Annotated in this window: 14 protein-coding genes; 13 read left to right on the top strand and 1 reads right to left on the bottom strand. The window is 69.9% G+C overall.

Annotation, left to right across the window (positions count from 1 at the left end; translation table 11 throughout):
• Nucleotides 1–135 precede the first annotated feature (135 nt).
• The 13 genes from AC3AOF_RS19355 to acmB all read left to right on the top strand — a co-directional run bounded on the left by AC3AOF_RS19355 (nt 136) and on the right by acmB (nt 11626).
• Complete coding sequence (locus tag AC3AOF_RS19355) at nt 136–828, top strand: biotin/lipoate--protein ligase family protein (RefSeq protein ID WP_236989337.1); 693 nt, start codon at nt 136–138, stop codon at nt 826–828.
• Nucleotides 825–1397 carry a DUF6505 family protein gene (locus AC3AOF_RS19350; RefSeq protein WP_488346218.1) on the top strand — a complete coding sequence of 191 codons (573 nt, stop codon included), beginning with the start codon at nt 825–827 and terminating at the stop codon, nt 1395–1397. Before AC3AOF_RS19355 ends, AC3AOF_RS19350 begins: the two co-directional genes overlap by 4 nt.
• A 233-nt stretch (nt 1398–1630) precedes the next feature.
• Nucleotides 1631–2638, top strand: a complete 1008-nt coding sequence (locus AC3AOF_RS19345) for a DUF6352 family protein (protein WP_488346217.1) — start codon at nt 1631–1633, stop codon at nt 2636–2638.
• Entirely contained in the window at nt 2638–3147 is a 510-nt protein-coding gene (locus tag AC3AOF_RS19340) for a DUF3305 domain-containing protein (RefSeq protein ID WP_488346216.1), read from the top strand. The genes AC3AOF_RS19345 and AC3AOF_RS19340 overlap by 1 nt, the downstream gene beginning before the upstream one ends.
• Nucleotides 3144–3992 carry a DUF3306 domain-containing protein gene (locus AC3AOF_RS19335; protein ID WP_488346215.1) on the top strand — a complete coding sequence of 283 codons (849 nt, stop codon included), beginning with the start codon at nt 3144–3146 and terminating at the stop codon, nt 3990–3992. The genes AC3AOF_RS19340 and AC3AOF_RS19335 overlap by 4 nt, the downstream gene beginning before the upstream one ends.
• A gap of 144 nt (nt 3993–4136) precedes the next feature.
• Nucleotides 4137–4733: a TorD/DmsD family molecular chaperone gene (locus AC3AOF_RS19330; protein ID WP_488346214.1), complete on the top strand. Its 597-nt coding sequence runs from the start codon at nt 4137–4139 to the stop codon at nt 4731–4733.
• Nucleotides 4734–4785: 52 nt separating this feature from the next.
• Nucleotides 4786–5025, top strand: a complete 240-nt coding sequence (locus AC3AOF_RS19325) for a formate dehydrogenase (RefSeq protein ID WP_488346213.1) — start codon at nt 4786–4788, stop codon at nt 5023–5025.
• Between the two features lie 8 nt (nt 5026–5033).
• Nucleotides 5034–7976: a formate dehydrogenase subunit alpha gene (locus tag AC3AOF_RS19320; RefSeq protein WP_488346212.1), complete on the top strand. Its 2943-nt coding sequence runs from the start codon at nt 5034–5036 to the stop codon at nt 7974–7976.
• A gap of 12 nt (nt 7977–7988) precedes the next feature.
• Nucleotides 7989–8585 (top strand): formate dehydrogenase FDH3 subunit beta, encoded by a 597-nt coding sequence (gene fdh3B / locus AC3AOF_RS19315; RefSeq protein ID WP_048465462.1) that lies wholly within the window; start codon nt 7989–7991, stop codon nt 8583–8585.
• A gap of 9 nt (nt 8586–8594) precedes the next feature.
• Complete coding sequence (locus tag AC3AOF_RS19310; RefSeq protein WP_488346211.1) at nt 8595–9596, top strand: formate dehydrogenase subunit gamma; 1002 nt, start codon at nt 8595–8597, stop codon at nt 9594–9596.
• A gap of 21 nt (nt 9597–9617) precedes the next feature.
• Nucleotides 9618–9830, top strand: coding sequence for a hypothetical protein (locus tag AC3AOF_RS19305; RefSeq protein WP_236989345.1), 213 nt, complete (start codon nt 9618–9620; stop codon nt 9828–9830).
• Nucleotides 9830–10330 (top strand): hypothetical protein, encoded by a 501-nt coding sequence (locus AC3AOF_RS19300; protein ID WP_488346210.1) that lies wholly within the window; start codon nt 9830–9832, stop codon nt 10328–10330. The genes AC3AOF_RS19305 and AC3AOF_RS19300 overlap by 1 nt, the downstream gene beginning before the upstream one ends.
• An 84-nt stretch (nt 10331–10414) precedes the next feature.
• The gene (gene acmB, locus AC3AOF_RS19295) at nt 10415–11626 is read left to right on the top strand and encodes a methyl acetate hydrolase AcmB (RefSeq protein ID WP_488346209.1); all 1212 of its coding nucleotides are present in this window, start codon (nt 10415–10417) and stop codon (nt 11624–11626) included.
• A gap of 162 nt (nt 11627–11788) precedes the next feature.
• Here the strand turns inward: acmB and AC3AOF_RS19290 are convergent, their stop codons facing one another.
• Nucleotides 11789–13039 (bottom strand): NupC/NupG family nucleoside CNT transporter, encoded by a 1251-nt coding sequence (locus AC3AOF_RS19290; RefSeq protein WP_488346208.1) that lies wholly within the window; start codon nt 13037–13039, stop codon nt 11789–11791.
• Nucleotides 13040–13048 lie beyond the last annotated feature (9 nt).

The raw sequence follows: 13048 nt of genomic DNA, 5'->3' as shown, positions 1-13048 counted from the left end.
CTCCGACCGGGCACGCGCCCCCAGGCTCCGGGAACCGGGGCCGATGGGAACCGGACGCTTAGGCCCTGGGGCGTCATGCCCCTTGTTCACCGCTCCAGCGCTATATACGAGCCGTTCAAAAGAACGACCCGACACGTGCGCGCAGGCAACGCCTTCTCCATCATGAGTTTCGTCGATTCCCCCGGCCTGATGCTGCCCCCTTCCTTCCGGCCGCTGCGCCTGCCGGCGGCGGCCGGGACGGCGCATGACCGGGCCTGCGCTCTCGCGGCGGGCGACGACGGGGCCGCCGGCACCCTCGTGCTCGGCGCCCGGCCCGGCACCGTGGCGGTGGCGGTGGTGCTGGCGCCCGAGGAGCCGCTGGCGGCCGCCCGACGGGTCGGGCTCGTCGGCCTCGTCGCGCTCGCCGAGGCGGTCGGCAGCCACGCCCCGCCCGACAAGCCGGTGACGCTGGACGCGGCCGGCACCCTGTTCTTCGACCGCGCCCGCCTCGGCGGCGGGCGCCTGGCCTGGTCCCGGGATTGTCCCGACGACGCGGTACCGGACTGGCTGGTCTTCTCCTGGATGCTGATCGCCTCGAAGCGCGAGGCGGGCGATCCCGGCCACACGCCCGATTCGACCTCGCTGGAGGAGGAGGGGTTCGAGGCCGGTCCCGACGCGCTGGTCGAGAGCTTCGCCCGACACCTGCTGCGCGGGCTCTCGCTCTGGGCCGAGGACGGGCCCGACGCCGCGCTCGCGCGGGCGCGGGACCATCTCGACGCCGATCCCGCGACGCTCCGCCTCGACGGGAGCGGCTGGTTCGATCCCGCCCGGGGGGGCCCGCGCCTGTGAGCTTCAAGCTTCCCCGCACCCTGCGGCTCGACCCCTCCGACACCCTGGTCTTTCCCCGTGCCGCGCCGCCCGGCGAATGGGCGGTGACCGGCAGCTTCCTGTTCCTCGACGGGGATCCCATCGCCCTCGCCGGCAAGGAGCGGGCGGCGTTCCGGGCCGGCTTCGTCGGCATCGATTCCTTCGGCTTCTCGACCCTGGTGGTGGTGAGCGCAGCGAGCGCGGCCGAGCGCGACGCCGCGACCGAGGCGCTGGCGACCCAGTTCCAGGCCCGCCTCGGCGCGCCGGACCGGACGAGCGCGCTCGCGGCGGCCCGGGAGGAGATCGCGGTGGCCGAATCGCTCTGCGGTCCGCCGGTCGGCACGGTGCTGGCGCTGCACCGGACGCTGGAGGAGGGTGAGATCCGCGAGCGCTTCCGGGCTTTGCGCCCGCGGGAGGGGGCCGTGCCCGGCTCCGACCGGCGCCACGCCTACGCTCGCGCCTTCGACTTCTACGAGACCGACGACGAGCCGGAGGAGCGGGTCGATCTGGCGGGATTGCTCGCCGGCAAGCCGGACGGCGATCCGCGATGATGGCCGGTTCGGCGCGGGTGAGTGGACGTCATCCCTTCCACGACCTCATCCTGAGGTGTTAGTCCATCGAAGATGGACTGACCTCGAAGGAGGGCTCCAGAACTCGCTGAGATCCCTGGAGCCCTCCTTCGAGGCTCCCGTTGGTCGCACCTCAGGATGAGGTCACGGATGGGATACCCGGTCTCCTAGGTCATCTTTAGAACCCCTCCTCGAACCGGCTCCGAATCCCCACCATGCCTGAATTCTGGGTCTCGAGCGGCCATCACCTCACCCGGCGCGACGCGGGCGGCGGACTCGTCGTCACCGACGAGTTGCTGCTGGCCTATCTCGCGCGCCCCGAACTGGTGCCGCCGGACGAGGCCTGCGACGCCGAGCAGGCGCTTCACGCCGCGCTCCTCGGCCATCCCCGCCGCCCGGTCGCGCCGGCCGAGATCGCGGCGATCACCGACGCGGATGCGCGGGAAAACTGGGAGGTCATCCTCGCCTTCCGCGACCGCCTGCTCGCCGCCCGCTCCGTCGAGGCGGCCTATCTCGATCTCGTGCGGCGGGGCGTCTCGGGCACGCCGCCGCTCTTCCTCAACCAGCTCGTCCACCTGACCTTGCGCAATGCGCTCGATGCGTGCGACGACCCCTATACCTTGCGCGCCGCCGAGCTGTTCTTCCGGCCGCAACGGGCCTCGGTCACCGACGGGTCGCTGCTCCTGGCCGATGCCGAGCTGATCGACGAGGCGGAGGGCGCGCGCGGGCAATCCCCCCTCGTGGCGATGCTGGGGCGCGAGCCGGTCTCCGAGCTCGACGTGCTGACGGCCGAGAATGCCTGGACCTACTGGAGCCGGTCCGACGCCTTCAGCATGGCGCTCAACCTCGGCTCCGATCCGAAGAGCCGCGAGGGGCTGGCCCGGGCGATCGAAGCCTTCGTCCGCCACCTGCTGGCGGTCGAGGTGGCGGTGGCGCCGATTCCCGCGATCGAGGACAAGGACTGGCGCTGGTTCGTCGGGCTCGACCAGGAGGGCACGCGGATCGGCAACGCGCTGTGGCGCGGCGAGCCCGTCGATGCCGCCGCCGGTGAGCGGGTGATCGCCCTGTTCCGTCTGACGATCCTCGATCCGACCCGGGCCGATCCGCGGGTCGGCGACCGGCCGGTCTACCTGCTGCTCGCCATGGCGCCGGACCGGACCGTGACGCTGAAGCCGCAGAACCTGATCGCCGGCCTGCCGGTTGTCGTGACGGGAGAGGCCTGATGAGCACCCAGCTGATCGCCGTCGGGGTCGTCGTCGCCAGGCGCAAGCTGAAGGGGCCGTGGGCGAGCCATGCCTGGTTGCCCGTGGCGGTGCTGCCGGGACAGCCCGGCACCGCGCCCTGGACCCGCCTCACGGCCTCGGAGGACGAGGAGACGTTCTATGCCGGTGCCTACGAGATCGAGCTGCACCCGGCCGAGACGGCGCATTACGGCGACAACCTCGCGGCGGCGCAGCCCTCGCTCTGGGTGGCCCTGCGCGAGACCGGACCCGACACCTACGCCGTCGCCACAGTGACGGCCGATCCCTACGAGGGCGAATCCCTGGCGGAGGGCATCGGCGAGATCGTCGAGGCGGTGCCGATGCCGCCCGAGATCCAGGCCGAGGTCGGCGCCTTCTACCGGGCCTTCCACGTCGAGCGGGTCTTCCACAAGCGCAAGCGCGACCGGGCCGACCCGGAGGCGCTCGCCCGCCAGGGAGGCGGCGCGCGGCGCCGGCCGGAGGAGCCGTGAGCGACGGCTTCCTCGCCCGCTGGTCGCGGCGCAAGCGCGACGAGGCGCGCCGGCCCACGGATATTCCCACCGTCGCGCCGGAAACCGCAATGCCGGCCGGGGCGCCGGCTGAGGACGAAGCCTCCCTCAGCCCCGAAGAACTGGCGCAACTCCCATCGCTCGACGCGCTCACCGCCGCGACCGACCTGACCCCCTTCCTGCGCGCCGGGGTGCCGCGGGCCCTGCGCAACGCGGCGTTGCGCCGGATGTGGTCGGTCGACCCGGCGATCCGCGACTTCGTCAGCGAGGCGCGGGAATACGCCTATGACTGGAACACCCCCGGCGGGGTACCGGGCACCGGCGGCGCGATCTCGGCCGAGGACGTGCGGGCGATGGTCGAGAAGGTGTTCGGGGGGGTGGAAGAGACGCCTCCCTGCGCCGATTCCGGCGAAGCGGGCATTTCCGAAAATGGCGCGCCTCTCCCCTCTCCCCGCGGGCGGGGAGAGGGCTTCACCCCCCTTGCCGGGGGTGAAGCGAGCAGAGAACCGCAGGTTCGCCGCGAGGGTGAGGGGGTGCCGCCGGCTGAGACTCCTCCGGCACGCCCCCCTCACCCTCGCTCCGGCTCCGCCTGCGCTCCTTTCGCCCCCGGCGAGGGGGGCGAAAGCCTCTCCCCGCCCGCGGGGAGAGGGGAGTTCCCGCGCCTTTCCCTCTCCACGAACAGCCCTGCGCCTGCGGAGAGCAGCAACGTGCGCAGCCGCCAGGCAATGGCTAACCCGATGGAGGAGGCCCCTCGTCCCGCATCGGACCGCTCCGAGTCCCCCTCCCCACCCCGCCTGCGACGCCATGGCGGGGCCCTGCCGATTTGAAGCGTTAGAAAGTCGAATTGCGCTCGATCGAATCCCCGCTATGGTGCCGGCAACGGGACGTTGCATCCTCCAAACGAAGGAGAGGCTCGAGGGCCGGCAGGCCCCGATGCAGGTCCCGATCGTGAAGTCGCGTTGCACGAGGTGATGGTGAACCAGGGCCCCGATCCGGTCGACGAGATCGACGCTCTGCGCGCGCAGGAATACGATCTCCTGGCGGCGGTCCTCGGTCGCGCGCCGGGCCCGGATCTGCTGGCGGCCCTGCAGGGCCTCGACGGCGACGCGACGCCCCTCGGCCAGGCCCACGCCGCCCTCGGCCGCGCGGCCCGCGAGGCCGCGCCCCGCGAGATCGGCCGCGACTACTTCGCCCTGTTCGTCGGCGTCGGGCGCGGACTGATCATGCCCTACGCCTCCTATTACCTCACCGGCTTCCTCAACGAGCGGCCGCTCGCCCGGGTCCGGCAGGATTTCGCGGAGCTTGGGCTGGAGTGCGATCCGACGTCGAGCGAGCCGGAGGACCATGCCGCCACCCTGCTCGAGGTGATGGCCAATCTCGCAGCAAGGCGCCTGCCGGCGGAGCCCGGCGCCGATCATCGCTTCTTCGAGCGGCATCTGAAGCCGTGGATCGGGCGTTTCTTCACCGACGTTGCGGCGCAAGCCAGCACCCCGTTCTACCGTGCGGTCGGCGAACTCGGCGAGGTATTCACGACGATCGAGGCCGAGGCCTTCGCGATGGAAGCGTGACGTGAGCCAAGACGACGTGAACCGGGACGCGGATACGAAGAGGAGAGCCGCGATGCGGCAAGAGAACGAGACCCGCAAGGACGGCGAGACCGGCCTCGGGCGGCGGCAATTCTTCCGCGCGCTCGGCGGAGGCACCGCCGCGGCGGCGGCCGCCATCGCCTCCGTGCCGCTCACGCCCACCGAGGCCCAGGCCTACGACCCCGGCAATGCCGAGACCCGGTCGCGCTACCGCGAGACCGACCACGTCAAGGCCTTCTACCGCACCAACGGCTACGAGACGCTCAAGAAGTGAGACCGGCGATGCTGACCAAGCGCAGGAGCGGCGTTGCGGGCCGCGGCAGCCACCAGGCCCTCGCCGCGGGCCTGACCGCCCCCACCCTCGATCGCCGCGGCTTCCTGCGGAAATCGGGACTGGCCGCCGGCGGCCTCGCGGCCCTCGGCTCGTTGCGGCTCGGCGCGGTGCGTCAGGCTGAGGCCGCCGGCTCGTCCGCCGATCCGGCGCAGGCCGTGATCCGCAAGAACGTCTGCACCCACTGCTCGGTCGGCTGCACCGTGACCGCGGAAGTCGTCAACGGCGTCTGGGTCGGCCAGGAGCCGTCCTGGGGCAGCCCGATCAACCGCGGGGCGCATTGCGCCAAGGGCGCGGCGATCCGCGAGCTGGTCCACAGCGACCGCCGCCTGCGCTACCCGATGAAGATCGCGAATGGCGAGTGGCAGCGCATCTCCTGGGACCAGGCGATCACCGAGATCACCGACAAGCTCCAGGCGATCCGCAACAAGAACGGTGCGGATTCGGTCTACTGGCTCGGCTCGGCCAAGTTTACCAACGAGGCCTCGTATCTGTTCCGCAAGTTCGCGGCCTATTGGGGCACCAACAACGTCGATCACCAAGCGCGCATCTGCCACTCGACCACGGTGGCGGGTGTGGCCAACACCTGGGGCTACGGCGCCCAGACCAATTCCTACAACGACATCCGCAACGCCAAGACGATGATCATCCTCGGCGGCAACCCCGCCGAGGCGCACCCGATCTCCATGCAGCACGTGCTGTCGGGCAAGGAGATCAACCGCGCCAACATGATCGTCATCGATCCGCGCTTCACCCGGACCGCCGCGCACGCGACCGAGTACGTCCGCATCCGCTCGGGCACCGACATCCCGGTGATCTGGGGCATCCTCTGGCACATCTTCCAGAACGGCTGGGAGGACAAGGCCTTCATCGAGCAGCGCGTCTACGCGATGGACGACGTGCGCAAGGAAGTCGCCAAGTGGACGCCCGACGAGGTCGAGCGGGTGTCGGGCGTGCCGGGCGAGCAGCTGAAGCGCGTCGCCGAGCTCTTCGCCAAGGAGAAGCCCGCGACCCTGATCTGGTGCATGGGCGCGACCCAGCACACGGTCGGCACCGCCAACGTGCGGGCGCTCTGCATCCTGTGCCTCGCCACCGGCAACGTCGGCAAGCCGGGGACCGGCGCCAACATCTTCCGCGGCCACACCAACGTCCAGGGCGCCACCGATCTCGGCCTCGATGTCACGACGCTGCCGCTCTATTACGGCCTCGTCGAGGGCGGCTGGAAGCACTGGGCCCGGGTCTGGGAGGTCGAGTACGACTGGCTGCAATCGCGCTTCGATGAAGTCCCTGCCAGCGCCGGCCGCAAGGCCCGCTCGCGCAAGGAGAACATGGAGACCCCCGGTCTCACCTCGACCCGGTGGTTCGACGCCGTGAGCCTGCCGGCCGACCAGGTCGACCAGCGCACGCCCTTGAAGGCCATGATGGTGTTCGGCCATGGCGGCAACACCGTGACCCGGATGCCCGAGGCGGTGAAGGGCATGGCGGAGCTGGAACTGCTCGTCGTCGCCGACCCGCATCCGACCACCTTCGCGGCGATGGATGCCCGCAAGGACAACACCTACCTGCTGCCGATCTGCACCTCGCTGGAGATGGACGGGTCGCGCACCGCCTCGAACCGCTCGCTGCAATGGGGCGAGCAGATCGTGAAGCCGGCCTTCGAATCGAAGACCGACTACGAGGTCATCTATCGGATGGCCCAGAAACTCGGCTTCGCCGACAGCCTGTTCAAGAACGTCAAGGTGGTGGACGGCATCCCGGTCGCCGAGGACCTGTTGCGGGAGATCAACCGCGGCGGCTGGTCGACGGGCTATTGCGGCCAGAGCCCCGAGCGCCTGAAGGCGCACATGAAGAACCAGCACAAGTTCGACCTCGTCACGTTGCGCGCGCCGAAGGACGATCCTGAGGTCGGCGGCGACTATTACGGCCTGCCCTGGCCGTGCTGGGGCAAGCCCGAGATCAGGCATCCCGGCACCCACATCCTCTACAACACGTCGCTGCACGTGAAGGAGGGTGGCGGCACCTTCCGGGCCCGGTTCGGCACCGAGCGCAACGGCGCGACGCTGCTGGCGGAAGATTCCTTCTCCCAGGGCTCGGACCTCACCGACGGCTACCCGGAATTCACCTTCGGGGTGTTCCGCAAGCTCGGCTGGGACAAGGACCTGACGGCGGACGAACTCGCCACGATCCAGCGGATCGGCGGCAACAACCCGGATGCGGTCAGCTGGGCCACCGATCTGTCGGGCGGTATCCAGCGGGTCTGCCTCGATCACGGCGTGATCCCGTTCGGCAACGGCAAGGCCCGGGCCAATGCCTGGAACCTGCCCGATCCGGTGCCGGTCCACCGCGAGCCGGTCTATTCGCCGCGCCCCGACCTCGTCGCCAAATACCCGACGCGGCCCGACGAGCGGCAGTTCCGGATGCCGAATGTCGGCTTCTCGGTGCAGAAGGCGGCGGTCGATCGCGGCATCGCCAAGCAGTTCCCGATCATCCTGTCGTCGGGCCGCCTCGTCGAATACGAGGGCGGCGGCGAGGAGACCCGCTCGAATCCCTGGCTCGCCGAGTTGCAGCAGGACATGTTCGTCGAGGTCAACACGGCGGACGCCGCCGAGCGCGGCATCAAGGACGGCCAGTTCGTCTGGGTCTACGGCCCGGAGAATTCCTCCAAGGCCAAGGTGAAGGCACTCGTGACGGATCGCGTCGCCAAGGGCGTGGCCTGGATGCCGTTCCACTTCTCGGGCTGGTACCAGGGCAAGGACATGCGCGACTTCTACCCGAAGGGCGCCGACCCCGTGGTGCTGGGCGAGAGCGTCAACACCGTCACCACCTACGGCTTCGATCCCGTCACGGGCATGCAGGAGACCAAGGTGACCCTCTGTCAGATCAGCGCGGCGTAAGGGGGGATCCTCATGGCCAGAATGAAGTTCCTCTGCGACGCCGACCGCTGCATCGAGTGCAACGCCTGCGTCACCGCCTGCAAGAACGAGCACGAGGTGCCGTGGGGCATCAACCGTCGCCGGGTCATCACCCTCAACGACGGCAAGCCCGGCGAGCGCTCGGTCTCGATGGCCTGCATGCACTGCACCGACGCGCCCTGCGCGGCGGTGTGCCCGGTGAACTGCTTCTACACCACGGCCGACGCCGTGGTGCTGCATTCCAAGGACCTGTGCATCGGCTGCGGCTACTGCTTCTACGCCTGCCCGTTCGGGGCGCCGCAATATCCCCGCGTCGGGAATTTCGGCTCCCGCGGTAAGATGGACAAGTGCACCTATTGCTCGGGCGGACCGGAGCCCGACCTGTCGGTCGCCGAGTACGAGAAATACGGCTCGAACCGCCTGGCGGAAGGCAAGCTGCCGCTCTGCGCCGAGATGTGCTCGACCAAGTCGCTGCTCGCCGGCGACGGCGAGATGATCGCCCAGATCTACAAGGAGCGGGTGATCAAGCGCGGCTACGGTTCGGGCGCCTGGGGCTGGAAGACGGCCTACCGCGAGACGATCGCGATCTGAGGTGAACCGATGCGCAGGCTGACCTCCCTCCTCCTCCTGGCGGCGACCCTGGCGCTGACGGCCCCGGCCGTCGCCCAGGTGCGCGCCCCCGACGGCGCCCCCAACCCGACCGCCTCCTCGGTCAACGAGGAGATGCTGTTCAAGCAGGACCCGAAGATCCACGGCCGGATCTCGATCCCGAACCAGACCGCCGCCAACCTGATCCAGCCGCAGGGTCGGGAATGGCGGGCGTTCCGCGAATCCTGGATGCCGTGGATCGGGGCGCTGGTGGTGCTCGGCATGATCGCCGCGCTCGGCCTGTTCTACTTCACCCGCGGCCGCATCCGCCTCGAGCACAGCGAGGAGTCGGGACGCAAGATCCTGCGCTTCAACAGCTTCGAGCGCTTCTCGCACTGGATGACGGCGAGCTGCTTCATCGTTCTGTCGCTGTCGGGACTGAACTACATCTTCGGCAAGCGCCTGCTGATGCCGCTGATCGGGCCGGAGGCGTTCGCGACCCTGGCCCAGTACGGCAAGTACGCCCACATCTATCTCGCCTGGCCGTTCATGCTCGGCGTGCTGTTCATGCTGGTGCTCTGGGTGCGTGACAACATCCCGGGCAAGATCGACTGGATCTGGCTCAAGCAGGGCGGCGGCCTCTTGGGCGACGCGCATCCGAGCGCCGGGCGCTTCAATGCCGGCCAGAAGATGGTGTTCTGGATGGTGGTCGGCTTCGGCTTCGCCATGGGCGCCACCGGCCTGATGATGATCTTCCCGTTCGCGTTCACCGACATCAACGGGATGCAGATCATGCAGGTGATCCACTCGCTGATCGGCGTGGTGTTCATCGCCGGCATCCTGGCCCACATCTATATCGGGTCGCTCGGCATGGAGGGCGCCTACGACGCCATGGGCAGCGGCGAGGTCGACCTGGCCTGGGCCAAGGTCCACCACGATCTCTGGGTGAAAGAGCAGCAGGCCAAGACCGCGAGCGGGCCGCAGCTCGGCCGTGGCCAGGTGCCGGCGGAATAGAGCGGGACGGAGAGAGCAGCGATGAAAGCCTTCCTGGTCGCCGTGGCGGCGGCCCTGGTGCTCGCCACCGCCGCGAGCTTCCTGCTCGGCGAGAACCAGCGCTTCGCCTACCAGGCCTTCGCCACCTCCGGCGCGCGGGTCTCGGATCCGGGCACCAACCTCGTCGGCCCGCGCTGGACCGGCGACATCAAGGAGTCGGCTGCGGCTCGTCATACGATGGAGCCGGGCTCGTGATGCGCAACGTCGTCATCCTCGCCGCCCTCGCCGTGACCGTGAGCGCGGCCCAGGCCGCCGGCCCGCCGGCCAACCTGTGCCAGGAACTCGTCGCCTTCGTGCACCCGAAGGCGCCGGACGCGCCCGCCAGTGCCCCCCAGCCCGCGACCGCGGCCGTCCAGGCGCCCGATCGCGGCGCCGCGCAGCAGCCGAGCGCCGGCGCCGGCGAGACGCAGCAGAAATCGGGCCTGAGCGGCCCGGTGGCCCAGACCGGGCCAGGCGCCTCCGGTCCGCAAGGACAGGCCCAGGCCCCGTCCCAGGCCGCTCCCGCCCCGGCCGGGGCACCGGCGCAGAAGAAACCCAGCCCCGAGCAGATCGCGCAGGTCGATGCGGCGGCGGGCGCCAACGACATCCAGGCCTGCCGCGCCGCTGCGCAGGCGATCCGGCGCGCCGGGGTGGTGATGCCCGCGCCGCTTCTCGCACTCTCGGCGCTCGATCCGAAGTTTTTTGCGGCGCAGTAGCGCCACCCTGCCCCTCCCGTACGGGCCTGACACCGCACCGCCCGCCGCGCTACGCTACCTCCCGACACCAATCGGGAGGACGGCATGGGCGACGATCTCAAGGGCGCGGCCGACGCGATCCTGCAGCGCGGGGTCGAGGGGAGTCCGGGCCTGCCCGGCCTCGTCGCGATGGCGACCGACCGGGACCGCACGCTCTATGCCGGCGCCGCCGGGCCGCGGGACGAGACCGCGCCGATGACCCCCGACACGGTCCTGGCGATCTTCTCCACCACCAAGGCGGTCACCGGGACGGCCGTTCTGCAATTGGCCGAAGAGGGGCGGCTCGACCTCGACGCGCCGGCCTCCGCCTACGTGCCGGCCCTGGGCGAGATCCAGGTGCTCGAGGGCTTCGGCGACGACGGCGCCCCGCGCCTGCGCCCGCCGGCCCGTCCGGTCACCACCCGGATGCTGCTGCTGCACACGGCCGGCTTCGGCTACGACATCTTCAACGAATCGTATGCCCGCCTCCTGCGCGAGACCAAGCGGTCGAGCGTGACCAGCGGCACCCGCGCCTCGCTGATGACGCCGTTGCTGTTCGATCCGGGCGAGTCCTGGGAATACGGCAGCAACATCGACTGGGCCGGGCAGGTGGTCGAGGCGGTGACGGGGCAGCGCCTCGGAGCGGTGATGCGGGAGCGCGTCTTTGCACCGCTCGGCATGGACTCGACCGGTTTCGCGCTGACGCCGGAGATGCGCTCCCGCCTCGCCCGGATGCACCAGCGCAACGAGGACGGTTCGCTGAAGGTCCTCTCCGGCTTCGAGCTGCCGCAGGAGCCGGAGGTCGAGATGGGCGGCCACGGCCTCTACTCGACCGCCGAGGATTACCTGCGCTTCATCCGGATGTGGCTCAACGACGGCGCCTCGCCGAACGGGCCGGTGCTGCGGCCGGAAACGGTCGCCATGGCAGCCACCAATGGCCTCGGGCCCTCGCTCAAGATCCGTGCGCTCCCGGGGGTGAAGCGCCACCTCTCGCACGATGCCGAGTTCTTCCCCGGCATGCCGAAATCCTGGGGTCTGAGCTTCATGATCAACGACGAGCCGGCCCCGACCGGGCGCTCGGCCGGCTCGCTGGCCTGGGCGGGGCTCGCCAACCTCTATTTCTGGATCGATCGGAATGTGGGGGTCGGCGGGTTCTGGGGCACGCAGCTGTTTCCCTTCGCCGATCCGGCGGCGGTGGAGAATTTTTTGGAGTTTGAGACGGCGGTGTACAAGAGTTTGTCCCGAATCTCGCAGGATCACCGATCCTCCCAACCATGACCTCATCCTGAGGTGTTAGTCGATCAGAGATCGACTGACCTCGAAGGAGGGCTCCAGGGATCGCTGTGATCTCTGGAGCCCTCCTTCGAGGCTCCCTCTGGTCGCACCTCAGGATGAGGTCGCGGGTTGGATGGAGTGGGTTCCGGAGAGAACCAAGATTCCTCACGCCCCGATGAACACCCCGGCGATCGCCGCACTGGTCAAATTCGACAATGTCCCGGCCAGGATCGCCCGGAGCCCGTAGGAGGCGACCTCCGCCCGGCGCTCGGGCACCAGGCTGCCGAAGCTCGCGAGCTGGATCGCGATCGACGACAGGTTGGCGAAGCCGCAGAGTGCAAAGCACAGGATGGCGGTGCTGCGGGGGCCGAGCTCGCCGCTCTTCAGGACCGGCGAGAGGTTGGCGTAGGCCAGGAACTCGTTGAAGGCGAGCTTCTGGCCGATGGCGCCGCCGACCAGGGTCGCCTGGTCCCACGGCACGCCCAAGAGCCAGGCGAGCGGCGCCAAAGCCGTCCCGAGCAGCCCCTCGATCGAGGCGCCCGGCATCCCGACGAGGCCGCCCGCATAGGCCACGACGCCGTTGACGAGCGCGATCAGCCCCACGAAGGCGATCAGCATCGCGCCGACCGCCACCGCGACCGCGAGGCCCTTCTGGGTGCCGTCGGCGGCGGCCTCGATCACGTTGACGGCCCGGGTCTCGCCGAAGGTGACCCGCATGGTCTTGACCCGGCTCGGCTCGGTCGAAGGGACCAGGATCTTGGCGTAGAGGAGCCCGCCGGGGATCGCCATGAACGAGGCGGCCAGCAGATACGGCATCGGCACGCCGAGGCCGGCATAGCCGGCGAGGATCGAGCCGGCGGTGGAGGCCGCCCCGCTCGTCATCACGGCGAACAATTCGGCCCCGGTGAGGAGCGCCAGGAAGGGGCGGAGCGCCACGGCGATCTCGCTCTGGCCGATGAAGATGGTGATGACCGCCGAGAAGGTCTCGATGCGCGAAGTGCCGAGCACCCGCTGCAACGCCGCCCCCAGGCCCCGGGCGAGCGCCTGCATCACCCCGAAATGATACAGGACCGCGATCAGCGCCGAGACGTAGATGATCTGCGGCAGGACCCGGAGCGCCAGCACGAAGCCGCCGCCGCCGAACAATTCGAACATCTTCGGCTCGACGAGGCCGCCGAACAGGAACGCCGTGCCCTTGTCGCCGTAGGACAGGACGGCCTGCACCGCGTCGGCAACGGCCCCCAGGACCCCGCGCCCGGAGGGCCAGAACAGCACCAGGGCGCCGATCCCGATCTGGACGGCGAGCGCCGACAGCACGACTCGCGGTCGGATCGCCCGGCGGTTGGTCGAGAACAGCACGGCGACCGCGAGCAGGAACGCGATGCTGGCGCTGGCGTGGATCAGGCGGTCCGGCATTCAGCTCTT

The organism is Methylobacterium sp. 142-1Y (assembly GCF_057747795.1).
Note: the sequence above shows the minus strand (reverse complement) of the source record. Positions and strands in the feature narration are given on the sequence as shown.

Excerpts from the sequence above, each read along its gene's own strand:
- AC3AOF_RS19345 (WP_488346217.1), top strand. The coding sequence starts at position 1,631 with ATGCCTGAATTCTGGGTCTCGAGCGGCCATCACCTCACCCGGCGCGAC.
- AC3AOF_RS19340 (WP_488346216.1), top strand. The coding sequence starts at position 2,638 with ATGAGCACCCAGCTGATCGCCGTCGGGGTCGTCGTCGCCAGGCGCAAG.
- AC3AOF_RS19330 (WP_488346214.1), top strand. The coding sequence starts at position 4,137 with ATGGTGAACCAGGGCCCCGATCCGGTCGACGAGATCGACGCTCTGCGC.
- AC3AOF_RS19325 (WP_488346213.1), top strand. The coding sequence starts at position 4,786 with ATGCGGCAAGAGAACGAGACCCGCAAGGACGGCGAGACCGGCCTCGGG.
- AC3AOF_RS19320 (WP_488346212.1), top strand. The coding sequence starts at position 5,034 with ATGCTGACCAAGCGCAGGAGCGGCGTTGCGGGCCGCGGCAGCCACCAG.
- fdh3B (WP_048465462.1), top strand. The coding sequence starts at position 7,989 with ATGGCCAGAATGAAGTTCCTCTGCGACGCCGACCGCTGCATCGAGTGC.
- AC3AOF_RS19310 (WP_488346211.1), top strand. The coding sequence starts at position 8,595 with ATGCGCAGGCTGACCTCCCTCCTCCTCCTGGCGGCGACCCTGGCGCTG.
- AC3AOF_RS19305 (WP_236989345.1), top strand. The coding sequence starts at position 9,618 with ATGAAAGCCTTCCTGGTCGCCGTGGCGGCGGCCCTGGTGCTCGCCACC.
- AC3AOF_RS19300 (WP_488346210.1), top strand. The coding sequence starts at position 9,830 with ATGCGCAACGTCGTCATCCTCGCCGCCCTCGCCGTGACCGTGAGCGCG.
- acmB (WP_488346209.1), top strand. The coding sequence starts at position 10,415 with ATGGGCGACGATCTCAAGGGCGCGGCCGACGCGATCCTGCAGCGCGGG.
- AC3AOF_RS19290 (WP_488346208.1), bottom strand. The coding sequence starts at position 13,039 with ATGCCGGACCGCCTGATCCACGCCAGCGCCAGCATCGCGTTCCTGCTC.